Origin of the sequence: Pseudomonas fluorescens (assembly GCF_030344995.1) — a bacterium.
Classification (GTDB): Bacteria; Pseudomonadota; Gammaproteobacteria; order Pseudomonadales; family Pseudomonadaceae; genus Aquipseudomonas; species Aquipseudomonas fluorescens_BF.
Map to the genome: position 1 here is coordinate 881,421 of NZ_CP128260.1, position 25,292 is coordinate 906,712.

A 25,292-nucleotide genomic window follows, 5' to 3' on the forward strand; every position below is an offset into this window, starting at 1 on the left:
TCCTGCCGGCTGACGCCGGCACCAAGTTTGCGCGAATGAGGACAAGTGTTATGGGTAAGAATGTCGTAGTCCTGGGCACCCAGTGGGGTGATGAGGGCAAAGGCAAGATCGTTGATCTGCTGACCGAACATGCTGCCGCCGTAGTGCGCTACCAGGGTGGCCACAACGCCGGTCACACTCTGGTGATCGACGGTGAAAAAACCGTCTTGCACCTGATCCCGTCGGGCGTGCTGCGCGAAGGCGTGCAGTGCCTGATCGGCAACGGCGTGGTGGTTGCACCTGACGCCCTGCTGCGCGAGATCACCAAGCTGGAAGAGAAAGGCGTACCGGTGCGCGAGCGCCTGCGCATCAGCCCTTCCTGCCCGCTGATCCTGTCCTTCCACGTGGCGCTGGACCAGGCCCGTGAAAAGGCCCGTGGCGAGCTGAAGATCGGTACGACCGGTCGCGGCATCGGCCCGGCTTACGAAGACAAGGTTGCACGTCGCGGCCTGCGTGTTGGCGACCTGCTCAACATGCCGCGCTTTGAAGACAAGCTGCGTGAACTGGTGGACTACCACAACTTCATGCTGGTCGGTTACTACAAAGAGCCTGCCATCGAGTACGAAAAGACTCTGGCCGAGTGCAAGGAATACGCCGAGCTGCTCAAGCCGCTGATGCTGGACGTGACTGCCGAGCTGCACGACCTGCGTCGCGCCGGCAAAGACATCATGTTCGAAGGCGCCCAGGGTTCGCTGCTCGACATCGACCACGGCACCTACCCGTACGTGACCAGCTCCAACACCACCGCGGGTGGCGTGGCGACCGGTTCGGGCGTTGGCCCGATGTTCCTGGACTACATCCTGGGCATCACTAAGGCTTACACCACTCGCGTGGGTTCGGGTCCATTCCCGACTGAGCTGTTCGACGAAGTCGGTGCGCACCTGGCCAAGCAAGGTCATGAGTTCGGCGCTACCACCGGCCGTGCCCGTCGTTGCGGCTGGTTCGACGCCGTTATCCTGCGTCGCGCTATCGATGTGAACAGCATCTCGGGCATCTGCCTGACCAAGCTGGACGTACTCGACGGTCTGGAAACCATCAACATCTGCACCGGCTACAAGGACGCGCAAGGCAATGCCGTTGCTCCGACTGACGCTGACAGCTACGTAGGCCTGCAGCCTGTGTACGAAGAAGTGCCGGGCTGGACCGAATCGACCGTGGGCGCCAAGACCCTGGAAGAGCTGCCGGCTAACGCTCGTGCCTACATCAAGCGCGTTGAAGAGCTGATCGGCGCGCCGATCGACATTATTTCGACAGGCCCGGACCGCAACGAAACCATCGTTCTGCGTCATCCGTTCGCTTGATAAGTCATTGATGTAAAAACACAAAGGCCCCTTCATCGGGGCCTTTGTCGTTTATGCCTGTTGGACGGCATGACCTTTGCTGTGATTCTGTCTACAAGAGTGCCATCAAATTAATGGCGTCAGAAGTAGAGGGATTCAAAGTGTCAGCCGTTCTCTCACTGTTACAAAGCCGTTTGTTGCGGCCCGTGTTCGTTACCCTTGGTATCGCCCTTTTGGTGCAAGTGCTGGTGGCCGTCGCCCTGACGCGGAGCACCGTCACTGCGCTGGAAGCCGATCTCGGCACTCGCCTGGGCGCCGATAGCCAGAAGTTGTCCGGTGAACTGGAGCAGGCCGGGCGTGAAGTCACGTCGAGCCTCGACAACCTCTCCTCAAGTACCCGTCAGCGTCTTACCGCCGGTCTTTCCTCGCGTCTGAAGGAAGAGCAGGCGCAGCTGCGTGCGACTCTGGAAAAAGACCTGAAGGATTCGGCCAATGACATGGCCCAGTTGCTGGCCTCGGTGGCGCCTCGTGCCATGTGGGACAGCGACGTGCCGACCCTGTCCGAATTCGCTCGCCGGGCCCAGCGCAATCCCAACGTGCTGTTCGTGGTGTATGACGACGCCACCGGCCAGCATCTGACTCGCTACCTCAACCGCGAAAACCCGATCAACAAGGCCCTTTTGGAAAAAGGCCAGGGCGAACGGGCGCTGGACAAGGTGCTGGATGCAGCGAAGAACGATCCGTCGGTCTACTACCTCGAAGCTTCGATCAACCCCAATGGCGTGGAAATCGGCAAGGTGCTGATGGGCGTCTCGACCGCCTCGGTTGAAACCGATCTGGCGGCACTCGATCAGCGCTTCGCGGCGTTGATTGCCAGCAGTGATCAATTGGTCGGCGACAGCCTCAAGGGCGCCGCTGCCGACAGTGCCACCGCCATGCGTGCGCGCCTGCAATCGGCGCAGTCCACGGCTGCCGAGATGAAGGCCAACACCACCAGTACCGTGCAGGACGCTGCCGCAACCTTGCGTTGGCGCATCGGCATGGGCCTGGCGCTGGTCGGTGCCGGCGTGCTGTTGCTGCTGGCGGTGGTGCTCGGTCATCGAGTGGTCAATCGCCTGAAAATGCTCAACGCCGCCATGGATGATCTGGCAGCAGGCGAGGGCGATCTGACCAAGCGTGTGCAGATCAACAGCAAGGACGAAATCGGCGACATGGCTTCGGCGGTCAACCGCTTTGTGGACAAGTTGCAGCCGATCGTGCGCGAGGCCGGGGATGTGGCTCAGCGTACCGGTGTGGAAATCGGCGCCATGACCTTGCGCAATGCCGGTGCCGATGCGGCGGCCGGAATGCAGCGTGATGAAGTCGCCGAAAGTCTGCGGGCGTTGTCGCAAATGGCTGATGAGGCGCAATCGGAAAGCCATGCGATGCAGGCAGCGTTGAAGCAGGTGGTGGATATTCGCCAGGCCACCGACGAGAACACTCGCACCTCGGCGAAGGTTGGCAGCCTGATAGAGGCGCTGGCGGGGCAGGTCGATACCGGGGCGAAAGTCATCGAGCGGCTGGCGCAGCAGAGCGAGCAGATCGAAGTGGTGCTGACTGTGATTCACGGCATCGCCGAGCAGACCAACCTGCTGGCGCTCAACGCGGCCATCGAAGCGGCCCGTGCCGGCGAGACCGGTCGCGGGTTTGCAGTGGTGGCGGATGAAGTCCGCGCGTTGGCGAGCAAGACCCAAAGCTCCACCGGCGATATTCAGGCGCACATCGTTGCGTTGCAGCAGGGCGCCCGTGAAGCGGTCGAGGCGATCGGTCAGGCCGGGCGTCAGGCCAGCGAAGGTTTGCTGGTGCTGCGTGACAGCGCGCGGTTGCAGCAGTCGGTGCAGGCATCGGTCGAGCAGGTGCATGCGGCGATTGGTCTGGCGACTCAGGCGGCGGCGCATCAGGCCCAGGGCGCGCAGGCCGTGCGTGGGCGGGTCGAGACGATTCATGCCCAGGCCGAGAAAGCCGCTCAGGCGGTGGTGGAAACTACGGCCAGCGGCAAGGTGCTGGATAGTCTGGCGGCGCAGCTCAAGGCCAGTCTGGGGCAGTTCCGGGCTTGATGTGACAGGCAAAAAAAATCGCAGCTTCGGCTGCGATTTTTTTATCGGCTCAAATACATCCGGGTCGTCAGCAGGTAGACGGGCAATCCCGACACCACAATCAGCAACGCCGCATAAGGCGCAGCGGCTGCGAACTCTACGTTCGCGGTGTGCGCCCAGACTTCGGTCGCCAATGTGTTGAGCCCGGTCGGGCTCAGCAGCAACGTCGCCGTCAGTTCCTTCATGGCATCCAGAAACACCAGCGCAAACGCTGCGCCCAATGCCGGGAAGATGATCGGCAGAGTCACTCGGCAGAACGCCGTGAACGAAGAGGCGCCCAGCGTGCGGGCGGCTTCTTCGAGTTGCGGTGCGGCCTTGTTCAGCGCCGTGCGGATCGGCGCCTGAGCCAGCGGTAGAAACAGCAGCGCATAAGCGATCAGCAATAGCGCGGAGGTCTGGTACAGCGCCGGCACGTAATGCAGGGCGAAATACACCAGCGTCAATGCGATCACCAATCCCGGCAGGGCGTGCAGCAGATAGGGCAGGCGCTCGGCCCAGATCGCCAGTTGGCCTTTGTAGCGCACTACCAGCAACCCGACCGGCACTGCCAGCACCAGACACAATCCCGCGCCACCCAGCGATAGCGCCAGCGACGACAGCAAAGCTTCAGTGATCGCAGCAACCGGAAAGGCTGCTGACGATCCCACGGCGAGCCAGTAAGCCAGCATGCCCAGTGGAATCCCGCTGCCGGCAATCGCGAGTATCAGGCAATACAGCTGACCCGCGACTGCCCACGGCCCGAGTCGCACTTGTTCAGCCCGCCGCGCCGCGCCCTGGCCGGTGCGCACATGACGGCCCTTGCCGCGAACACGCAGCTCCAGCCACAACAGCATCAAGCACAGCGCCAGCAATACTGCCGACAGCATCGCCGCGTTGGCATTGCTGAATTCCAGTTCGAATTGCTGATAGATCGCGGTGGTGAAGGTTTGCAGGCCAATGATCGACAGCGCGCCGAATTCCACGAGCATGTGCAATGCGATCAGCAACGAGCCGGCCAGCAGCGAAGGCCAGAGCAGGGGCAGGGTGACACGGAAAAACACGCCCCAGCGATTCTGGCCCAGGGTGCGAGCCGACTCTTCAAGGGACGGATCAAGATTGCGCAGCGTGGCGGCCACCGGCAGAAAGATCAGCGGATACTTCGACAGGCTCATCACCAGGATTGCCCCGCCGAGCCCTTCGAACTGCGCGCTGAGCGAAACCCAGGTAAAGCTGCTGACGAATGCCGGGACTGCGAACGGCAGGCAAAGAATCACGCCCCACAGCCGTCGGCCCGGCAGATTGCTACGCTCCAGCAGCCACGCCAGCGACAGGCCGATCACGCCACAGGTCACGGTTACGCCAACCATCAGCGCCAGCGTATTGCGCAGCAGGCCGAACACATACGGGCGCCACAGCAAGTGCAGCGCCTCGGACCAGCCGGCCTGCCAGGCTTTGAGCCCGACGTAGGCCAGCGGCAACAGGCTCATGACCACCAGCAACAACACCGGCAGCACCAGCCAGATCGACGGCCGCTTGCGCCGTGGCACGTAACCCCCGCGCGTAGCGGGGGCGGATAACGATGCGGTCATCAGTTCAGGCCAACTTCGCGTTCCAGATCCAGCGCTTCTTCGGCGTTACCGAGATCGGCCGGCGTGACGTCCGGCGCTTCCAGTTCACTGAATGGCTTGAGGCCGCGATCCGATTCCATCCCTTTGTGCAGCGGGTATTCGGCGGTGGTCTGGGTGATCACGCGCTGGCCTTCTTCGCTGGCCATGTAGGCGAGGAATTGCTGGGCTTCTTTTGGATGTTTGCTGGATTTCAGCACGGCTGCGCTGGAAACGGTGATCAGGCCGCCAACGTCACCGCCGGTGAAGTAATGCAGTTTCGAATCAAGCTGGCCTTTCTCCCGCTGCAGGGCGAACCAGTAGTAGTTGTTCACCAGCACGGTGGCGACTTCGCCGTTTTCCACTGCCTTGAGGGCGACCATGTTGTTGCTGTAGGTCTTGCCGAAGGCGCGCAGGCCGGTCAGCCATTCTTCGGCGGCGTCGCGACCGTGTTTCTTGATAATGGCCACGGCCTGTTCCTGGAACGCACCGCTGGTCGGTACGAAACCGACCTTGCCTTGCCACTGCGGGTCGGCGAAATCCAACACGGATTTCGGAAGGTCTTTTTCATCGACCAGTTTCGGGTTGAACGCGACCACGCGAACCCGGGCGGTGACGCCGATCCAGGTGCCGTTGCCGGCGACGTATTCTTTCGGCAGAACGGCCAGGGTCTCGTCATCGGCCTTGGCCAGCAGGCCTTGCTCGCCGAGGTTGTTCAGCGGCGGGGATTCTTCGGTGTAGATGACGTCGGCGGGGGAGCGGTCGCCTTCTTCGATGATCTGGCTGGCCAGCTGATTGCTGCTGCCTTTGCGTACATTGACGTGAATGCCGGTCTTGGCTTCGAAGGCTTTGGCGATGGCGTCGCCGACTTCCTTGTGTTGACCGTTGTAGAGAGTCAGGGAAACCGCGTCGGCAGCCTGGGTGAGGGGAGTGGCGAGTGCCAGGCCGAGCAGGGTGAAGGTCAAGCCGCGGCGCAGGGTATTTCGAAACATCATTCGCAGGGTTCCTCACTGTCGCATTGCAAAAACTTGCAACAATGATAAACGATATTGTTTCTCAAGTGCGCCTTGCGGGGAGGAGGTGGGTCTGGTAGGCGTTGGGGCTCAGATTTTTCCAGACCCCGGAAACGCAAAAACCCGCTTTCGCGGGTTTTTGTGAGATTCAAGATCGTGACCTTGAATTTGAATTGGTGCCCAGAAGAAGACTCGAACTTCCACGACCGTAAGGTCACCAGCACCTGAAGCTGGCGTGTCTACCAATTTCACCATCTGGGCTTCATCTTCAGCGTTGCCGCTGTTGATGTGGCGCACTATACGGAGCGCCTTTTGATCTGTAAACCCCTGATTTGATTTTAATAAATCAATTTCAGAAAAATCCGGGGCGCAGAATGCAAAAAACCCGCTTTCGCGGGTTTTTGTGTGAGTCTTGAAACTGATCTAGTCTCAAACTCGAAATTGGTGCCCAGGAGAAGACTCGAACTTCCACGACCGTAAGGTCACCAGCACCTGAAGCTGGCGTGTCTACCAATTTCACCACCTGGGCATCTCGTCAACGTGTGTACGTCGTCGATGGCGCGCACTATACGGAGCGCCTTTTTAACTGTAAACCCCTGCCAGCAAAAAAAATGGTTTTTTTTACCAGCGGTGTTCAAAACGCCCTCCAGGCGTCGATACAAGGCTCCAGACGCGCCTTATATAGTCGGAAATTTCCCGTTTGATGGCGCCTATGCCAAACTAACCCGCATATAGACAAGGTGAAAACTCTCTAATGGCCGATTGGCAGTCCCTCGATCCCGAGGCCGCTCGTGAAGCGGAAAAATATGAAAACCCTATTCCCAGCCGCGAACTGATCCTTCAGCACCTTGCTGATCGGGGTTCGCCTGCTGCCCGCGAGCAACTGGTCGAAGAGTTTGGTCTGACCACAGAAGACCAGATCGAAGCCCTGCGCCGCCGCCTGCGCGCCATGGAGCGCGACGCTCAACTGATCTACACCCGCCGTGGCACTTATGCGCCGGTGGACAAGCTCGACCTGATCCTCGGCCGCATCAGCGGTCACCGTGACGGCTTCGGCTTCCTGGTGCCGGATGACGGCTCCGATGACCTGTTCATGAGCCCGGCGCAAATGCGTCTGGTGTTCGATGGTGACCGGGCGCTGGCCCGTGTTTCCGGCCTGGACCGTCGCGGTCGTCGCGAAGGCGTGATCGTCGAAGTGGTGTCCCGTGCCCACGAAAGCATCGTCGGCCGTTACTTCGAAGAAGGCGGTATCGGCTTCGTCGTCGCGGACAACCCGAAGATCCAGCAGGAAGTGCTGGTCACCCCGGGTCGCAACGCCAACGCTCAGATCGGTCAGTTCGTCGAGGTGAAAATCACCCACTGGCCGACTCCGCGCTTCCAGCCGCAAGGCGATGTGATCGAAGTCGTCGGCAACTACATGGCGCCGGGCATGGAAATCGATGTCGCCCTGCGCACCTACGACATTCCGCACGTCTGGCCTGAAGCCGTTCTGAAAGAAGCCGGCAAGCTCAAGCCGGAAGTCGAAGAGAAAGACAAAGAGAAACGCGTCGACCTGCGCCATTTGCCGTTCGTCACCATCGACGGCGAAGATGCCCGCGACTTCGACGATGCGGTCTACTGCGAAGCCAGACCCGGCAAACTGCGCCTGTTCTCCGGCGGCTGGAAGTTGTACGTGGCGATTGCCGACGTTTCCAGCTACGTGAAGATCGGTTCGGCTCTGGACAACGAAGCTCAGGTCCGTGGCAACTCGGTGTACTTCCCCGAGCGCGTGGTGCCGATGCTGCCGGAACAGCTTTCCAACGGCCTGTGCTCGTTGAATCCGCACGTTGATCGTCTGGCCATGGTTTGCGAGATGACCATCTCCAAGTCCGGCGAAATGACCGACTACTGCTTCTATGAGGCGGTGATCCACTCCCACGCCCGTCTGACCTACAACAAGGTCAGCGCGATGCTGGAAACGCCGAAAGCCACCGAAGGGCGCAAGTTGCGCGGTGAATACACCGACGTCTTGCCGCACCTCAAGCAGCTCTACGCGCTGTACAAGGTATTGCTGGCTGCCCGCCATGTGCGTGGCGCGATCGATTTCGAAACGCAGGAAACCCGAATCATCTTCGGTTCCGAGCGCAAGATTGCCGAAATCCGTCCGACCACCCGTAACGACGCGCACAAGCTGATCGAGGAATGCATGCTGGCGGCCAACGTGGCCACCGCCGAATTCCTGAAAAAGCACGAAATCCCTGCGCTGTACCGTGTTCACGACGGCCCGCCACCGGAGCGTCTGGAAAAACTGCGCGCGTTCCTCGGTGAGCTCGGTCTGTCCCTGCACAAAGGCAAGGATGGTCCGTCGCCGAAGGACTATCAGGCCCTGTTGGCCAGCATCAAGGACCGCCCGGATTTCCATCTGATCCAGACCGTGATGCTGCGCTCGTTGAGCCAGGCGGTGTACAGCGCCCAGAACGAAGGCCACTTCGGTCTGAATTACGAAGCCTATACCCACTTCACTTCGCCGATCCGTCGTTACCCGGACCTGCTCACGCACCGGGCGATCCGCAGCGTGATCCATTCGAAACAGGACACCCCGCACGTTCGCCGTGCCGGTGCGATGACCATTCCGAAGGCGCGCATCTATCCGTACGACGAAGCAGCGCTGGAGCAGCTCGGCGAGCAGTGCTCGATGAGCGAGCGCCGTGCCGACGAAGCGACCCGCGACGTAGTGAACTGGCTCAAGTGCGAGTTCATGAAAGACCGCGTGGGCGAATCGTTCCCGGGCGTGATCACCGCCGTGACCGGTTTCGGCCTGTTCGTCGAGCTGACCGATATTTACGTCGAAGGTCTGGTGCACGTCACCGCACTGCCGGGCGACTACTACCACTTCGACCCTGTGCACCACCGCTTGGCGGGCGAGCGCACCGGTCGCAGCTTCCGCCTTGGCGATACCGTTGAAGTGCGTGTCATGCGCGTCGATCTCGACGAGCGCAAGATCGACTTCGAGATGGCTGAAAAAACCATCAGCGCGCCGATTGGCCGCAAGAAGCGTGGCACCGAGACGACCGCTCCTGCAGCGAAGGTTGTGGAAGAGAAGGCTCCGGCAAAGTCCGCCAGTCGTCGCCCGGCCAAGGAAAAAGCCGTCGAGGCTTATCGTCCGAGCGATGCCGTGGCGAAAAACGCCGAACTGCGCAAAAGCCGTGAAATGAAGAAGGCTTTGCTGGCCGACGCCAAAAACGGTGGTAAAGCGGCGTCCGGGGGAAAGACCGGACGGTCGGCGCCTGAAAAGGCCTCCGGCGGCAAGCCAGCCAAACCGAGCAAACACCGTAAAGGCCCGCCAAAAGCGGGTTCCGCTCCAGCCAAAAGTGGCGGGGCGCGTAAACCGAAGGCGAAGTCATGAGTCAGTTGGAAAAAATCTACGGCGTTCACGCGGTAGAAGCGTTGCTGCGTCACCACCCTAAACGCGTCAAGCAGATCTGGCTGGCCGAAAGCCGCAACGATCCGCGCGTGCAGACGTTGATCGAGCTGGCCAACGAAAACCGGGTTCAGATCGGTCAGGCCGAGCGCCGCGAAATGGACGCCTGGGTCGAAGGCGTGCATCAGGGCGTGGTGGCGGACGTCAGCCCGAGCCAGGTCTGGGGCGAAGCGATGCTCGACGAACTGCTTGATCGCACCGAAGGCGCGCCGCTGTTGCTGGTGCTCGATGGCGTGACCGACCCGCACAACCTCGGCGCCTGCCTGCGTTCGGCGGATGCTGCCGGTGCGCTGGCGGTCATCGTGCCAAAAGACAAGTCAGCCACCCTGACCCCTGTGGTGCGTAAAGTGGCTTGCGGCGCGGCGGAAGTGATTCCGCTGGTGGCCGTCACCAACCTTGCGCGCACCCTGGAAAAGCTTCAGCAGCGCGGGTTGTGGATTGTCGGCACTGCGGGTGAGGCCGAGGTCAGCATCTATGACCAGGACCTGACCGGCCCGACCATCCTGATCATGGGCGCCGAAGGCAAAGGCATGCGTCGCCTGACCCGCGAGCATTGCGACTACCTGGTGCACCTGCCGATGGCCGGTAGCGTCAGTAGTCTCAACGTGTCGGTGGCAACTGGCGTGTGCCTGTTCGAGGCCCAGCGCCAGCGTGGCGCCAAGGCCAAGGCGGCTGCCAAGAAGGCTTAAGCCTCACGGCGATTCAAATGTGGGAGCGGGCTTGCTCGCGAACGCGGTGTGTCACTCAGCAAAAATGCTGGATGTGATGCCGCATTCGCGAGCAAGCCCGCTCCCACATTGGTTCTGCGCAATAGTGCTGATCGGTGATGTGAACGAACTGTTCAAATAATCACCAATTGCCTTGCACCTCTTCAGTCCCTTCTCTACAATTGCGCCCCTTGCTGTGGCGGCAGGCATGCATGTGCCCCGCGCCAGCAAGTCCATAAGTGTCATTCACTCCTTGTCTGACCGTTTTTGAGCGGCAGGCTACAACCCGTAAGGAGCATTCATGCGTCATTACGAAATCATCTTTCTGGTCCACCCTGACCAGAGCGAGCAAGTCGGCGGCATGGTTGAGCGTTACACCAAGCTGATCGAAGAAGACGGCGGCAAAATCCACCGTCTGGAAGACTGGGGCCGTCGTCAACTGGCCTACGCAATCAACAATGTTCACAAGGCTCACTACGTGATGCTGAACGTTGAGTGCACCGGCAAGGCCCTGGCCGAGCTGGAAGACAACTTCCGCTACAACGATGCTGTGATCCGTAACCTGGTCATCCGTCGCGACGAAGCCGTTACCGGCCAGTCCGAGATGCTCAAGGCTGAAGAAAACCGCAGTGAGCGCCGTGAGCGTCGCGAACGTCCTGAGCACGATGGCAGCGCCGATGGCGATGACAGCGATAGCGACAGCGACAACAGCGATAACGCTGACGAGTAATCCACGGACCTTTTAAGGAGCCTATCAAATGGCACGTTTCTTCCGTCGTCGTAAATTCTGCCGCTTCACCGCTGAAGACGTGAAGGAGATCGATTACAAAGATCTCAACACTCTGAAAGCCTACGTATCCGAGACCGGCAAAATCGTTCCAAGCCGCATCACCGGTACCAAAGCTCGTTATCAGCGTCAGCTGGCCACCGCTATCAAGCGCGCCCGCTTCCTGGCCCTGCTGGCCTACACCGACAGCCACGGCCGCTGAGACCGGGCAGTCGACAAGTAGCAAAGGATTGAATGCATGCGTGCCTTAGCTGAGTTCATCATGCGCGGCCGTATGCAGGCCACTCTCGTAGTGGCCGGGTGTGCAACATTGCCGTTGTTGTATTGGTTGGGTGCTGCCGCCGGAAGCCTGGTGCTTCTGCGGCGCGGATTGACCGACGCCCTGGGCGTCGTGTCGCTGGGACTGCTGCCGGCATTGATCTGGTGGTTGTATGCCGATGACCCACGGGCACTTCTCGTGCTGCTGGGGTCTTCGGGGCTTGCGCTGGTGTTGCGCGCAAGCGAGTCCTGGGTCCGTACGCTGCTGGTCAGCGTAGCCATGGGACTGGTGTTTTCAGTGGTGCTCGGGGCGGCGTTTGCGCCCCAGATCGAGATGCTGGCGCAGGCCTTGATAAAGGTCATGCCCGCGCTTCTCGGTGATGCCTACCAACATTTGTCGGTAGACGAGCAGGCGCGTTTCGCGTCGCTGATCGCACCGGTCCTGACCGGCCTGATTGCGGCCTTGTTGCAGATCGTCAGCGTGCTGAGCCTGATTGTCGGGCGTTACTGGCAGGCGTTGTTGTACAACCCGGGTGGTTTTGGTCGCGAGTTTCGCGCCATCCGGATCCCGCTGGGGCCGGCGATGTTACTGCTGGCGTTGATGCTTCTGGGCCCGAATCTCGGTGCACAGATGGCCATGTTGACGCCGTTGTGCAGTGTACCGCTGGTGTTCGCCGGGCTGGCCCTGATGCACGGGCTGGTGGCGCAAAGGCGACTGGCCGGTTTCTGGCTGGTGGGGTTGTACGTGACGCTGTTGCTGTTCATGCAGCTGATCTATCCGTTGCTCGTGGTTCTGGCCATTGTCGACAGCCTGATTGATTTTCGCGGTCGGGTGTCGAAAGACACCGATAACGCGAACGGTGAAGGTTAAAAGTTAAGAGGATTTCCACATGCAACTGATCCTTCTGGAAAAAATCGCCAACCTGGGCAACCTGGGCGACAAAGTAAACGTTAAGGCCGGTTACGGCCGTAACTACCTGCTGCCTTTCGGCAAAGCCACCGCTGCGACCGCTGCCAACCTGGCTGCGTTCGAAGAGCGTCGTGCTGAGCTGGAAAAAGCCGCCGCAGACCGTAAAGCATCGGCTGAAAGCCGTGCTGCCCAACTGGCCGAGCTGGAAGTGACCATCACTGCCACCGCTGGCGACGAAGGCAAGCTGTTCGGTTCGATCGGTACTCACGACATCGCTGACGCACTGACCGCCTCCGGCGTTGAAGTTGCGAAAAGCGAAGTTCGTCTGCCGAACGGCACCATCCGCAACGTGGGTGAATTCGACGTGGCTGTGCACCTGCACGCCGAAGTTGAAGCCACCGTACGCGTTGTCGTGGTAGCAGCTTAAGCAACACCCTGATCGACTGGCGGCTTGTCCGTCAGACGGTTAACATCGGGCACGATCCTGTTTACAGGTCGTGCCCTTTGTTTTTCTGCACTCCCTGCTTTTCCTGATTAAAAAGTGGCCATGAACGAAATCTCCGCTCCCGAGCAATACGATCTGCAAACCGCCGCGCTGAAGGTGCCGCCGCATTCCATCGAGGCCGAACAGGCCGTGCTCGGTGGTCTGATGCTGGACAACAACGCCTGGGAGCGCGTGCTCGATCAAGTCTCCGACGGCGATTTCTACCGACATGACCACCGTCTGATTTTCCGTGCGATCGCCAAACTGGCTGATCAGAACTTGCCGATCGACGTCGTGACCCTTGCCGAGCAACTGGACAAGGAAGGTCAGACCTCGCAGGTCGGCGGCCTCGGTTACCTCGGTGAACTGGCAAAAAATACGCCGTCCGTCGCCAACATCAAGGCCTATGCGCAGATCGTCCGCCAGCGTGCGACGTTGCGTCAGTTGATCGGTATCAGCACCGAAATTGCCGACAGCGCCTTCAACCCCGAAGGTCGCACCGCCGAGGAAATCCTCGACGAAGCCGAGCGGCAGATCTTCGCAATTGCCGAGGCCCGGCCAAAAACCGGCGGCCCGGTGGGTGTGAATGACCTGTTGACCAAGGCAATCGACCGCATCGACACTCTGTTCAATACCGCCGACTCGATCACCGGCCTGTCCACCGGCTACACCGACCTCGACGAGAAGACCAGCGGTCTGCAACCGGCCGACTTGATCATCGTCGCCGGCCGTCCGTCGATGGGTAAGACCACCTTCGCGATGAACCTGGTGGAAAACGCCGTATTGCGCAGCGACAAGGTGGTGCTGGTGTACTCCCTTGAGATGCCAGGCGAATCGCTGATCATGCGTATGCTGTCGTCCCTCGGTCGTATCGACCAGACCAAGGTGCGTTCCGGCCAGCTGGAAGACGACGACTGGCCGCGCCTGACCTCGGCGGTCAACCTGCTCAACGATCGCAAGCTGTTCATCGACGACACCGCCGGCATCAGCCCGTCGGAGATGCGTGCCCGGACCCGCCGCCTGGTGCGCGAGCACGGCGACATCGGCCTGATCATGATTGACTACCTGCAACTGATGCAGATCCCCGGTTCCAGCGGTGACAACCGGACCAACGAGATTTCCGAGATCTCCCGATCCCTGAAAGCCCTGGCCAAGGAATTCAACTGCCCCGTGGTTGCCCTTTCGCAGCTCAACCGTTCCCTGGAACAACGTCCCAACAAGCGTCCGGTGAACTCCGACTTGCGGGAATCCGGAGCGATCGAGCAGGACGCCGACGTGATCATGTTCGTGTACCGGGACGAGGTGTATCACCCGGAAACCGAGCACAAGGGCATCGCCGAAATCATCATCGGCAAGCAGCGGAACGGCCCGATCGGCTTCATCCGCCTGGCCTTCATCGGCAAGTACACGCGCTTCGAAAACCTCGCGCCGGGCAGTTATAACTTCGACGACGACGAGTAAGTCTGTCGTCATCTGAAAGCCTCTGATATTTCCGACCGCAGCCGTCGGAATTGGTCATTTTTTGTGCTATATTCCGCGCCCGCGATTTTGCACCTCAACACCGGTCATCGACATGCAAGCAGCCAAGCCGTTATTTGACTATCCAAAGTACTGGGCCGAATGTTTCGGGCCTGCGCCATTCCTGCCGATGAGCAGGGAGGAGATGGATCAGCTTGGCTGGGATTCCTGCGACATCATCATTGTTACGGGTGATGCCTACGTCGATCACCCGTCGTTCGGCATGGCGATCATCGGCCGGCTGCTGGAGTCGCAAGGCTTCCGCGTCGGGATCATCGCGCAGCCTAACTGGCAGTCCAAAGACGACTTCATGAAGCTCGGCGAGCCGAACCTGTTCTTCGGCGTCGCGGCCGGCAACATGGACTCGATGATCAACCGCTACACCGCGGACAAGAAAATCCGCTCTGACGACGCCTATACCCCGGGCGGCATGGCCGGCAAGCGTCCGGACCGCGCGAGCCTGGTCTACAGCCAGCGCTGCAAGGAAGCCTACAAGCACGTACCGATCGTGCTCGGCGGCATCGAAGCCTCCCTGCGCCGCATCGCCCACTACGACTACTGGCAGGATCGTGTGCGCAACTCGATCCTGATCGACGCCAGCGCCGACATCCTGCTGTACGGCAACGCCGAGCGGGCGATCGTCGAAGTCGCCCAGCGTCTGTCCTACGGTCACAAGATCGAAGACATCACCGATGTGCGCGGCACCGCGTTCATCCGTCGTGACACGCCTGCGGGCTGGTACGAAGTCGACTCCACGCGTATCGACCGTCCGGGCAAGATCGACAAGATCATCAACCCGTACGTCAACACTCAGGACACTCAGGCTTGTGCAATCGAGCAGGAGAAGGGCCCGGTTGACGACCCGGAAGAAGCCAAGGTCGTGCAGATCCTGGCCAGCCCGAAAATGACCCGCGACAAGACCGTGATCCGCCTGCCGTCGATGGAAAAGGTGCGTAACGACCCGGTCCTGTACGCCCACGCCAACCGCGTGCTGCACCTGGAAACCAACCCGGGCAACGCCCGTGCGCTGGTGCAGAAGCATGGCGAGATCGACGTCTGGTTCAACCCTCCTCCGATTCCGATGACCACTGAAGAAATGGACTACGTGTTCGGCATGCCTTACGCACGTGTTCCGCATCCTGCGTATGGCAAGGAAAAGATCCCGGCCTACGACATGATCCGTTTCTCGGTGAACATCATGCGTGGCTGCTTCGGCGGCTGCACCTTCTGCTCGATCACCGAGCACGAAGGCCGGATCATCCAGAACCGTTCCGAAGAGTCGATCATTCGCGAAATCGAAGAGATCCGCGACAAGGTGCCGGGTTTCACCGGCGTCATCTCCGACCTCGGCGGCCCGACCGCGAACATGTACCGCATCGCCTGCAAGAGCCCGGAAATCGAATCCGCGTGCCGCAAGCCGTCCTGCGTGTTCCCGGGCATCTGCCCGAACCTGAACACCGACCACTCGTCGCTGATTCAGCTGTATCGCAGCGCCCGTGCCTTGCCGGGTGTGAAGAAGATCCTGATTGCCTCCGGCCTGCGTTACGACCTTGCGGTCGAATCGCCGGAGTACGTCAAGGAGCTGGTGACCCACCACGTCGGCGGTTACCTGAAGATCGCCCCGGAACACACCGAGGAAGGTCCGCTCAACCAGATGATGAAACCGGGGATCGGCACCTATGATCGCTTCAAGCGCATGTTCGAGAAGTACACCAAGGAAGCGGGGAAGGAGCAGTACCTGATTCCGTACTTCATCGCCGCGCACCCGGGGACCACCGACGAAGACATGATGAACCTGGCCCTGTGGCTCAAGGGCAACGGTTTCCGTGCCGACCAGGTGCAGGCGTTCTATCCGTCGCCGATGGCCACCGCCACCGCGATGTACCACTCGGGCAAGAACCCACTGCGCAAGGTCACTTACAAGAGCGACGGCGTAACCATCGTCAAGAGCGAAGAGCAGCGTCGTCTGCACAAGGCGTTCCTGCGTTATCACGACCCGAAAGGCTGGCCGATGCTGCGTGAAGCGCTGACCCGCATGGGCCGCGCCGACCTGATCGGGCCGGGCAAGAACCAGTTGATCCCGCTGCATCAGCCGGCCACCGACAGCTACCAGAGTGCCCGTCGCAAGAACTCGACACCGGCCGGCAGCCACAAGGTCGCGAAAGAGAAGACCACCAAGATCCTCACCCAGCACACCGGTCTGCCACCGCGCGCCAGCGACGGCGGCAATCCTTGGGACAAGCGTGAACAGGCCAAGGCCGCGGCATTCGCCCGCAACCAGCAGGCCGCCAAGGAGCGCAAGGAAGCCGCGAAAGGCAAAGGACCGAAACCGGCACGCAAGCCGGTCGTACCGCGCTGAAACGCACTTTAGCCAAAACAGAACGCCAACCTTCGGGTTGGCGTTTTGCGTTGTGCCTCGCAACATTTGCGTGCAACTGTGCCAAACCATTTCACCGCGTCGCCCGATTTTGGTGCTGTACTGCCCTAAGCATTCCGGGAAAGCGCCCAAGCCTCTGCATGGCATAAGTCTTGCGCGCTTTCGAATACGCTTGGGCTCGCAGGAGGCACGCCGTGTCGATTCATGTCGCATTGCATCACGTCACGCATTACCGCTACGACCGCGCTGTCGAACTCGGCCCGCAGATCGTGCGGCTGCGCCCGGCTGCCCACAGCCGCACGCGGATTCTGTCTTATTCACTGAAAGTCTCGCCCGAGCAGCACTTCATCAACTGGCAGCAGGATCCTCAGGGCAATTACCTAGCACGACTGGTGTTCCCCGAAAAAACCGCTGAACTGCGGATCGAGGTCGATCTGCTGGCCGAGATGGCAGTGTTCAATCCGTTCGATTTTTTCCTTGAGCCCTACGCCGAGAAAATCCCTTTCGCTTACGCCGCCGATGAACGCAAGGAGCTGGCGCCGTACCTCGAAACCCTGCCGCTGACGCCGAAATTCAAGGCCTATCTGGACGCCATCGACCGCACGCCGTTACCCGCCGTGGATTTCCTGGTGGCGCTCAACCAGCGTCTGAGCGAAGACATCAATTACCTGATCCGTATGGAGCCGGGGGTGCAGACCCCGGAGCACACCCTTGAACACGCCTCCGGCTCCTGCCGCGATTCGGCATGGCTGCTGGTGCAACTGCTGCGCAACCTCGGGCTGGCGGCGCGTTTCGTCTCCGGTTATCTGATTCAACTGACCGCCGACGTGAAAAGCCTCGACGGCCCGTCCGGCACCGAAGTGGACTTCACCGACCTGCATGCGTGGTGCGAGGTGTATCTGCCCGGCGCCGGCTGGATCGGCCTTGATGCGACGTCGGGGTTGTTCGCCGGTGAAGGGCATATCCCGCTGGCCTGCAGTCCCGATCCATCGTCGGCGGCGCCGATCAGTGGTCTGGTGGAACCTTGCGAGTGCGAGTTCAGCCACGAAATGTCGGTGGAGCGGATCTGGGAAGCACCACGCGTCACCAAGCCCTACACCGATGAGCAATGGCTGGCGATCCAGGCGCTGGGCCGGCAGATCGATACCGACCTGCTGGATGGCGATGTGCGCCTGACCATGGGCGGGGAACCGACCTTCGTGTCCATCGACGACCCCGACGGCGCCGAGTGGAACACCGCCGCGCTGGGCCCGGACAAGCGTCGGCTCTCCGCCGAACTGTTCGAGCGCATGCGCAAACATTACGCGCCCAAGGGGCTGGTGCATTTCGGTCAGGGCAAGTGGTATCCGGGCGAGCAACTGCCGCGCTGGTCGCTGAATTGCTACTGGCGCCGCGACGGTGTGCCGATCTGGCACAACAACGCGCTGATCGCCGATGAACAGCATGATTACGGCGCCGATGGCGCACTGGCCGGGCGTTTTCTGGCGAGTGTCGCCGAACGCCTGAAGCTGCCGACACGTTTTGTGTTTCCGGCCTACGAAGACCATTTCTATTACCTCTGGCGCGAGGGCGCCTTGCCGAGCAACGTCAACGCCGAAGACTCGCGTCTGGATGAGCCACTGGAGCGTGCGCGACTGCGCAAAGTTTTCAGTCAGGGGCTGGACAAGGTCATCGGCCAGGTGCTGCCGCTGGCGCGCACCGCCAAAGGCGATCAATGGCAGAGCGGGCGCTGGTATCTGCGCGATGAACATTGCCGGTTGGTGCCGGGGGATTCACCGCTCGGCTATCGCCTGCCATTAGGTTCGCAGCCTTGGGTGAAGGCGGCGGAGTACCCGTTCATTCATCCGAACGATCCGAATCAGGATTTCCCCGAACTGCCCGATACATTGCAGCTCAACGAACACGGCGAGCCCGCTCCGGCGGACGAACGTGTGCCTAAGATCGACGAGTCCGCCGACTGGCTGACCCGCACCGCGTTCTGCGCCGAGGCGCGGCAAGGCCGGTTGTATCTGTTCATGCCGCCACTGGAGCGGGTCGAGGATTATCTGGAACTGGTGGCCGCCATCGAAGCCACCGCCGAGGAACTGCACTGTCCGGTGCTGCTGGAAGGTTACGAGCCGCCGAGCGATCCGCGCCTGAGCAACTTCCGCATCACCCCGGATCCCGGCGTGATCGAGGTCAACGTCCAGCCTTCCGCGACCTGGGACGAGTTGGTCGAGCGCACCGAGTTTCTGTACGAAGAAGCGCGCCAGACCCGACTGTCCACCGAGAAATTCATGGTCGATGGTCGACACACCGGCACCGGCGGCGGCAACCATTTCGTGCTCGGCGGCGCGACACCGGGCGATTCACCGTTTCTGCGTCGTCCGGATCTGCTGCGCAGCCTGATCAGCTACTGGCACAACCATCCGTCGCTGTCCTACCTATTTTCCGGCCTGTTCATCGGCCCGACCTCTCAGGCACCGCGAGTCGATGAAGCGCGCAACGATGCGTTGTATGAGCTGGAAATCGCTTTCGCGCAGATGCCGGCACTGGGAGAGGAATGCCCGCCGTGGCTGGTCGATCGCTTGTTGCGCAATCTGCTGATCGACGTCACCGGCAACACCCACCGCGCCGAGTTCTGCATCGACAAGCTGTATTCACCGGATGGCGCCACCGGGCGCCTCGGTCTGCTGGAGTTACGCGCGTTCGAGATGCCGCCCCATGCGCGCATGAGCCTGGCTCAGCAGCTGTTGTTGCGGGCGCTGGTGGCGCGGTTCTGGCGCGAGCCTTATGCGCCGCCGAAACTGGTGCGCTGGGGCACGGAACTGCACGACCGCTTCCTGCTGCCGCATTTTATCGAGCAGGACTTTGCCGACGTCATCGTCGAACTCAACAATGCTGGTTATCCGCTGCGTGCAGAATGGTTTGCCGCGCATCTGGAGTTTCGCTTTCCCAAGGTTGGTGATTACACGGTCAACGGCATCGAGCTGGAATTACGTCAGGCCCTTGAACCCTGGCATGTGCTGGGCGAGGAGGGCGCGGCGGGCGGTACGGTGCGTTACGTCGACTCATCGCTGGAGCGTTTGCAGGTCAGGCTCACGGGGTTGCCGCCGCAGCGTTATCTGCTGACCTGCAACGGCATCCCGGTGCCGCTGCAACCGACCGGGCGGGTGGGCGAGTTTGTCGCCGGTGTGCGTTTCCGTGCCTGGCAACCGGCCAACTGCCTGCAACCGACCATCCCGGTACACGCGCCGCTGGTGTTCGACTTGCTCGACACCTGGATGCAGCGCTCGCTGGGCGGTTGCCAGTACCACGTCGCCCATCCGGGCGGGCGCAATTACGAGACGTTGCCGGTCAACGCCAACGAAGCGGAGAGCCGGCGCATGGCGCGTTTCTTCCGCATCGGACACACGCCGGGAAAACTTCCGATACCGAACCTGACTATCTCCGACGAGCTACCGATGACTCTCGATTTACGACGTTTCTAAGTCGTACGCGACGCCCGGATTTTTCGTATATCCGGGCGTCATGTGCCTGCGTTAGTCTGACCGTTCCTTGCCGGCTGCCGAGCTTTCCATGCCTGACCTGCTTGACCGCTACCCGCTGACGGCGGGCACCTATCACGAACTGCTCGACGACAGCGGGGCAGTGCGCCTGCACTGGCGGCGACTGGTCGACCAATTGCAGCGCAGCACCCCGGCGCAACTGGTGCAGCGTCAGGCGTTGCTGACCCGGCAGATTCAGGAAAACGGCGTCACCTACAACGTCTATGCCGACCCCAAGGGCGCGGATCGCCCGTGGGAATTGGACCTGCTGCCCCACGTGATCGCCGCTGACGAGTGGCAACAGCTGTCCGCCGGAATCGCCCAGCGCGCGCGCCTGCTCAACGCAGTGTTGGCGGATCTATATGGCCCGCAACGGCTGATAAGCGAAGGGCTGCTGCCGGCTGAGCTGGTGTTCGGCCACAACAACTTTCTCTGGTCCTGTCAGGGCATTACGCCGCCGGACGGGGCCTTTCTGCATCTGTATGCCGTGGATCTTGCGCGCACGCCGGACGGGCGCTGGTGGGTGACGGCGGATCGTACCCAGGCGCCATCGGGTGCCGGTTATGCGCTGGAAAACCGCACCATCGTGTCCCGCGCCTTCCCCGAGTTGTACCGGGATCTGAAAGTGCAGCACCTGGCCGGCTTCTTCCGCACCTTGCAGGAAACCCTGGCCCGTCAGGCTCCCTGCGACGATGACGCACCGCTGGTGGTGTTGCTGACCCCGGGGCGTTTCAACGAAAGCTATTTCGAACATCTTTATCTGGCGCGTCAGCTCGGTTATCCACTGGTGGAGGGGGGCGACCTGACGGTGCGTGATGCCACGGTCTACCTGAAAACCCTCAGCGGCCTGCGCCGGGTACACGCGATCATGCGCCGGCTTGACGATGACTTCTGCGATCCGCTGGAGTTGCGCACGGATTCGGCGCTCGGCGTTCCGGGATTACTGGAGGCGGTGCGTCAGGGCCGGGTGCTGGTAGCCAATGCGCTGGGCAGCGGCGTGCTGGAATCGCCGGGTCTGCTGGGTTTTCTGCCGAAGATCAATCAGTACCTGTTCGGTGAGGACCTGATCTTGCCGTCCATTGCCACGTGGTGGTGCGGCGAAGCGCCAGTGTTGGCTCAGGCCCTGGAAAAACTGCCGGAGCTGCTGATCAAACCTGCGTTCCCGTCGCAAAGTTTTGCGCCGGTGTTTGGCCGGGATCTGAGCGAAAAACAGCGTGAGAGTCTCGCCGCACGCATGCAGGCCCGCCCTTATGCGTATGTCGCGCAAGAACTTGCTCAGTTATCCCATGCGCCGATCTGGCAGCCTGATGACGGCCAATTGCAACCGCGAGCCATCGGCATGCGCATGTACGCGGTGGCGAGTCACGACGGTTATCGGGTGCTGCCCGGTGGTCTGACCCGGGTGGCGGCCGAGGCCGATGCCGAAGTGGTGTCGATGCAGCGCGGTGGCGCGAGCAAGGACACCTGGGTGTTGGGGGATCGGCCGCCGAGCGGTGAGCAGTGGAAAGCCCAGCGCAATATCGGCGTGCCTGATCTGGTGCGACGTGATCCGTATCTGCCATCGCGGGTGGTGGAGAACCTGTTCTGGTTCGGCCGTTACTGCGAGCGTTGCGACGACAGCGCGCGGCTGCTGCGGATCATGCTCGCGCGTTACGTCGACGGCGATGACCCACAAGCCTTGCAGGCGGCGGTGGATCTGGGCGAGCGGCTGATGCTGCTGCCGGATGAAGGTGAACTGCCGGAGCGTTTGCTCGCGGCACTGCTCGGTGAGGACTGGTCGTTCAGCTTGCGTTCCAACCTGCAACGTTTGCAGTGGGCGGCATCGCAGGTGCGCGGCAAGCTCTCACGGGAAAACTGGCAGGCATTGGTGGAACTGCAACGCGAGGCTTCGGAGCTGGACACCGATGAACCGGATTTCGGCGAGCTGCTGGATTTTCTCAACCGGCTGGTGATGTCGCTGGCGGCGCTGTCCGGGTTTGCCCTTGATGACATGACTCGCGACGAAGGCTGGCGTTTCCTGATGATCGGCCGGCGGATCGAGCGCCTGCAATTTCTCAGCAGCAGTCTCGCCGGTTTCCTGCGCGGCGCCGGCGCGTTCGATCAGGCAGGGCTGGAGTGGTTGCTGGAGCTGGGCAATAGCAGCATCACCTATCGCTCGCGTTATCTGGCGGTGGCGCAGTTGATTCCGGTACTCGACCTGTTGCTGCTGGATGAGCAGAACCCCCATGCGGTGCTGTTCCAGTTGAAACTGGTGACCCGCACCCTGAAGCGACTGAATGATGACTTCGGTGTACCGAGGGAGGCTGGATTGCCGCCGCTGGTCGAGCGTCTGGCGCGTTTCGACCTGAGCTGTCTGGAAAATCCACTGTTCGGCGAATCCAGTGTGCGCGCGGCCCTCGACGGTCTGGCGGATCTGTTGCAGGAAATCGCTGACGCCAGCAGTCAGGTGTCGGATCGTCTGGCCCTGCGCCATTTCGCCCATGTCGATGATGTCAGTCAGCGCACGGTGTCCGTCTGATGAGCGCCCATTACCAGATCTTTCACGACACCTGCTATCGCTACGACAGCCCGGTGTCCCTGGCCCAGCAACTGGCGCATCTGTGGCCGCGCGAATGCGATTGGCAGCGCTGCACCGAACAGCAATTGTTGATCAGTCCGGAGCCGACCACCCGCCGTGACGAGCAGGATGTGTTCGGCAATCCGCTGACTCGCCTGGCCTTCGAACGGCCTCACGATGAGTTGCAGGTCAACGCACGGCTGACGGTCGAGGTACTGGCGCGGCCCGTGGTGGATTTCCATCAGTCGCCGGCCTGGGAGCTGACGCGCAATGCGCTGACCTACAGCAGCCAACCGTTGTCCGCCTCGTTGCTGGAAGCCTGTCGCTATCGATTCCAGTCGCCCTACGTGCATCTGAAGCGCAGTTTCGTCGAATTCTCGGAGAGCTGTTTTCCGGCCGGCAGCCCCTTGATGGTGGGTGTGCAGGCCTTGATGCAGAAGATCTTCAGCGAATTCACCTTCGATGCCGAAGCGACGCAAGTCGCGACGCCGCTGGTGGAGGTGCTGGAGCGCCGGCGCGGGGTCTGTCAGGACTTCGCGCACTTGATGCTCGCCTGCGTGCGATCACGCGGGTTGGCGGCGCGTTACGTCAGCGGCTACCTGCTGACCCAACCGCCACCAGGGCAGCCCCGGCTGATCGGCGCCGATGCGTCCCATGCCTGGGTCTCGGTGTTTTGCCCGGTGCTGGGCTGGGTGGATTTCGATCCGACAAACAATGTGCAGCCGGCGCTGGAGCACATCACCCTGGCCTGGGGCCGGGATTTCTCCGATGTCTCGCCGTTGCGCGGGGTGATTCTGGGTGGTGGCAATCACGACCCGGAAGTCCGCGTCACCGTGTTGCCCCTGGAGGAGTGAAGATCAAATGTGGGAGCGGGCTTGCTCGCGAAAGCAATTTGTCAGTCACATCCATAGTGAATGTCACGACGCTTTCGCGAGCAAGCCCGCTCCCACAGGGATTTTGTTCTAGGTTTCAGCAGTTTGCTCAGGCGTCTGGCGCCTGGTCTTTCGGTGCCTCAACATCATCATCGGTCGCCACTTCACCGTCAGGGTTCAGTGCCGCTTCTTCAGCCATCTGTTTCTTGCGCTGAAGCTTTTCCTCTTTCTTCTGTTCCTTGGCCAGGTCACGTTGACGTTTGGCGAAGGAGTAATTGGGTTTGGCCATGGGCGATCCTCTGGGGTCGAAGGTGAGGTTGAGCGGCGCGTATTCTGCCCTGTATCGGTGCCTGGCGGTTAACCGGGTTTCTGGTCGACCCATTTGGGCGTGACGGTGGGCTTCCAGTGGTCGAGGGCTTCGAGCAGGGTTTGCGGCGATTCACTCACTTGCAGCATGTCACGGTGCGGTGCGCGAACGAAGCCTTCGCCGACGATGTGATCGAGAAATGCAGTGAGTTTGCTGTAGAAACCGTTCACTTCCAGCAGGCCCAGCGGCTTGCCGTGGTAGCCGAGCTGGCCCCAGGTCCAGACTTCGAACAGCTCTTCCAGGGTGCCGAGGCCACCGGGCAGGGCGATGAACGCATCGCTGAGTTCGGCCATCCGCGCCTTGCGCGCGTGCATGCCGTCGACCACTTCCAGGCGGGTCAGGCTTTTGTGACCGATTTCCTTGTCCATCAGGCTCTGCGGGATGATGCCGATTACTTCGCCACCGGCCGCCAGCGCGGCGTCGGCGACAATCCCCATCAGGCCGACGGCGCCACCGCCGTAGACCAGCGTCAGCTTACGCTCGGCGATAGCCGTGCCGAGGGCGATGGCGGCTTCGGTGTACGCCGGGGTGGTGCCGGCGTTGGCACCGCAAAATACACAAACGGATGTGAGAGACATGCCTTCCTCCTGGGTCAATCCGTCACAGGGTAATGGCTGGCACGCCTTGATCCAAGGGCTAGACTTCGCGTTTCGGGGTTTCATAAGTGCCGCTGGCGCCACAGGCGTAGGCGGCGAGCAGACTGCACAACAGACTGTTGAAGGACATGATCGATGCTCCAGATAAACGTTGAGCCCTGAAGATACGGTCCGGCCAAACGTCTGGCTGTTAGATTGTTTCGATGAGTGTCATAGCCTGAAAGTTGTATACAATTTTTGACTCAAGTCATAGGAACTTGCGAAGATTTCAGGCAGTCTTCCAACCATTCGTGTTTTTGTTAACCCTGCCTTGGAGATTCACCATGTTTTCCAAAGTTGTTGCGGTATCCCTGCTGGCGCTGGCCAGCAGCCAATTGATGGCTGCCGAGTGCAAAACCACCGTTGATTCCACCGATCAGATGTCCTTCAACACCAAGGCCATCGAAATCGACAAGAGCTGCAAGACCTTCACCGTCGAACTGACCCACTCCGGCAGCCTGCCGAAGAACGTCATGGGCCATAACCTGGTGATTAGCAAAGAAGCCGACATGCAGCCGATCGCCACCGACGGCCTGGCTGCCGGCATCGACAAGAACTACCTGAAGGACGGTGACGAGCGCGTCATCGCTCACACCAAGATCATCGGCGCCAAGGAAACCGACTCGCTGACCATCGACGTGTCCAAGCTCAAGGCTGACGAGAAGTACGGCTTCTTCTGCTCGTTCCCGGGCCACATCTCGATGATGAAAGGCACCGTGACCCTGAAGTAAGCAACACAAGGTCAAAAAAAAGCGTCCCGAAGGACGCTTTTTTTATGCCCCG

At 61.0% G+C, this 25,292-nt stretch carries 18 protein-coding genes and 2 tRNA genes; 14 read left to right on the plus strand and 6 right to left on the minus strand.

What is annotated here, in order from left to right:
• Positions 1 to 50: 50 nt before the first annotated feature.
• Together QR290_RS03955 and QR290_RS03960 are read left to right on the plus strand one after the other, a co-directional pair.
• On the plus strand, positions 51 to 1,340 hold the full coding sequence (locus QR290_RS03955) for an adenylosuccinate synthase (protein WP_007950715.1): 1,290 nt from the start codon (positions 51 to 53) through the stop codon (positions 1,338 to 1,340).
• A gap of 140 nt (positions 1,341 to 1,480) precedes the next feature.
• Positions 1,481 to 3,415 (plus strand): methyl-accepting chemotaxis protein, encoded by a 1,935-nt coding sequence (locus tag QR290_RS03960; RefSeq protein WP_115079885.1) that lies wholly within the window; start codon positions 1,481 to 1,483, stop codon positions 3,413 to 3,415.
• A gap of 41 nt (positions 3,416 to 3,456) precedes the next feature.
• Here the strand turns inward: QR290_RS03960 and QR290_RS03965 are convergent, their stop codons facing one another.
• The 4 genes from QR290_RS03965 to QR290_RS03980 form a co-directional block, all read right to left on the minus strand.
• Complete coding sequence (locus QR290_RS03965; RefSeq protein ID WP_115076349.1) at positions 3,457 to 5,022, minus strand: ABC transporter permease; 1,566 nt, start codon at positions 5,020 to 5,022, stop codon at positions 3,457 to 3,459.
• Entirely contained in the window at positions 5,022 to 6,032 is a 1,011-nt protein-coding gene (locus tag QR290_RS03970) for an iron ABC transporter substrate-binding protein (RefSeq protein WP_115076350.1), read from the minus strand. Before QR290_RS03970 ends, QR290_RS03965 begins: the two co-directional genes overlap by 1 nt.
• 192 nt (positions 6,033 to 6,224) lie before the next feature.
• Positions 6,225 to 6,311: transfer RNA gene (locus QR290_RS03975), tRNA-Leu, on the minus strand.
• Positions 6,312 to 6,492: 181 nt separating this feature from the next.
• Positions 6,493 to 6,579 (minus strand) — tRNA-Leu (locus QR290_RS03980).
• Between the two features lie 225 nt (positions 6,580 to 6,804).
• On the opposite strand from QR290_RS03980, the gene rnr reads away from it, so the two are divergent.
• From rnr to QR290_RS04035, 11 genes are all read left to right on the plus strand, one after another.
• Positions 6,805 to 9,435 (plus strand): ribonuclease R, encoded by a 2,631-nt coding sequence (gene rnr, locus QR290_RS03985; protein ID WP_289204368.1) that lies wholly within the window; start codon positions 6,805 to 6,807, stop codon positions 9,433 to 9,435.
• Entirely contained in the window at positions 9,432 to 10,199 is a 768-nt protein-coding gene (gene rlmB / locus QR290_RS03990) for a 23S rRNA (guanosine(2251)-2'-O)-methyltransferase RlmB (protein ID WP_007950704.1), read from the plus strand. The genes rnr and rlmB overlap by 4 nt, the downstream gene beginning before the upstream one ends.
• A 319-nt stretch (positions 10,200 to 10,518) precedes the next feature.
• Positions 10,519 to 10,947 carry a 30S ribosomal protein S6 gene (rpsF, locus tag QR290_RS03995; RefSeq protein ID WP_007950702.1) on the plus strand — a complete coding sequence of 143 codons (429 nt, stop codon included), beginning with the start codon at positions 10,519 to 10,521 and terminating at the stop codon, positions 10,945 to 10,947.
• A gap of 28 nt (positions 10,948 to 10,975) precedes the next feature.
• Positions 10,976 to 11,206, plus strand: a complete 231-nt coding sequence (gene rpsR / locus QR290_RS04000) for a 30S ribosomal protein S18 (RefSeq protein ID WP_002551829.1) — start codon at positions 10,976 to 10,978, stop codon at positions 11,204 to 11,206.
• Between the two features lie 36 nt (positions 11,207 to 11,242).
• A complete protein-coding gene (locus QR290_RS04005) occupies positions 11,243 to 12,133 on the plus strand; it encodes a hypothetical protein (RefSeq protein WP_289204369.1) in 891 nt (296 codons plus the stop codon).
• A 19-nt stretch (positions 12,134 to 12,152) separates the two neighbouring features.
• Positions 12,153 to 12,599, plus strand: coding sequence for a 50S ribosomal protein L9 (gene rplI, locus QR290_RS04010; RefSeq protein WP_003186385.1), 447 nt, complete (start codon positions 12,153 to 12,155; stop codon positions 12,597 to 12,599).
• Positions 12,600 to 12,719: 120 nt separating this feature from the next.
• Positions 12,720 to 14,117: a replicative DNA helicase gene (dnaB, locus tag QR290_RS04015; RefSeq protein ID WP_011332193.1), complete on the plus strand. Its 1,398-nt coding sequence runs from the start codon at positions 12,720 to 12,722 to the stop codon at positions 14,115 to 14,117.
• Positions 14,118 to 14,229: 112 nt separating this feature from the next.
• Positions 14,230 to 16,533 carry a YgiQ family radical SAM protein gene (locus QR290_RS04020; protein WP_289204370.1) on the plus strand — a complete coding sequence of 768 codons (2,304 nt, stop codon included), beginning with the start codon at positions 14,230 to 14,232 and terminating at the stop codon, positions 16,531 to 16,533.
• Positions 16,534 to 16,745: 212 nt separating this feature from the next.
• Positions 16,746 to 20,021 (plus strand): DUF2126 domain-containing protein, encoded by a 3,276-nt coding sequence (locus QR290_RS04025; RefSeq protein WP_289204371.1) that lies wholly within the window; start codon positions 16,746 to 16,748, stop codon positions 20,019 to 20,021.
• An 88-nt stretch (positions 20,022 to 20,109) separates the two neighbouring features.
• The gene (locus tag QR290_RS04030; protein WP_289204372.1) at positions 20,110 to 22,596 is read left to right on the plus strand and encodes a circularly permuted type 2 ATP-grasp protein; all 2,487 of its coding nucleotides are present in this window, start codon (positions 20,110 to 20,112) and stop codon (positions 22,594 to 22,596) included.
• Positions 22,596 to 23,489 carry a transglutaminase family protein gene (locus tag QR290_RS04035; RefSeq protein ID WP_289204373.1) on the plus strand — a complete coding sequence of 298 codons (894 nt, stop codon included), beginning with the start codon at positions 22,596 to 22,598 and terminating at the stop codon, positions 23,487 to 23,489. The genes QR290_RS04030 and QR290_RS04035 overlap by 1 nt, the downstream gene beginning before the upstream one ends.
• Before the next feature lie 127 nt (positions 23,490 to 23,616).
• On the opposite strand, the gene QR290_RS04040 is transcribed toward QR290_RS04035, so the two are convergent.
• Both QR290_RS04040 and QR290_RS04045 read right to left on the minus strand, forming a co-directional pair.
• Positions 23,617 to 23,796, minus strand: a complete 180-nt coding sequence (locus tag QR290_RS04040; protein WP_007950694.1) for a hypothetical protein — start codon at positions 23,794 to 23,796, stop codon at positions 23,617 to 23,619.
• A 68-nt stretch (positions 23,797 to 23,864) separates the two neighbouring features.
• Positions 23,865 to 24,452, minus strand: a complete 588-nt coding sequence (locus QR290_RS04045; RefSeq protein WP_115076357.1) for a TIGR00730 family Rossman fold protein — start codon at positions 24,450 to 24,452, stop codon at positions 23,865 to 23,867.
• 341 nt (positions 24,453 to 24,793) lie between these two features.
• Here QR290_RS04045 and azu point away from each other — a divergent pair, with 341 nt between their 5' ends.
• A complete protein-coding gene (gene azu, locus QR290_RS04050) occupies positions 24,794 to 25,240 on the plus strand; it encodes an azurin (RefSeq protein ID WP_007950684.1) in 447 nt (148 codons plus the stop codon).
• Positions 25,241 to 25,292: the final 52 nt, after the last annotated feature.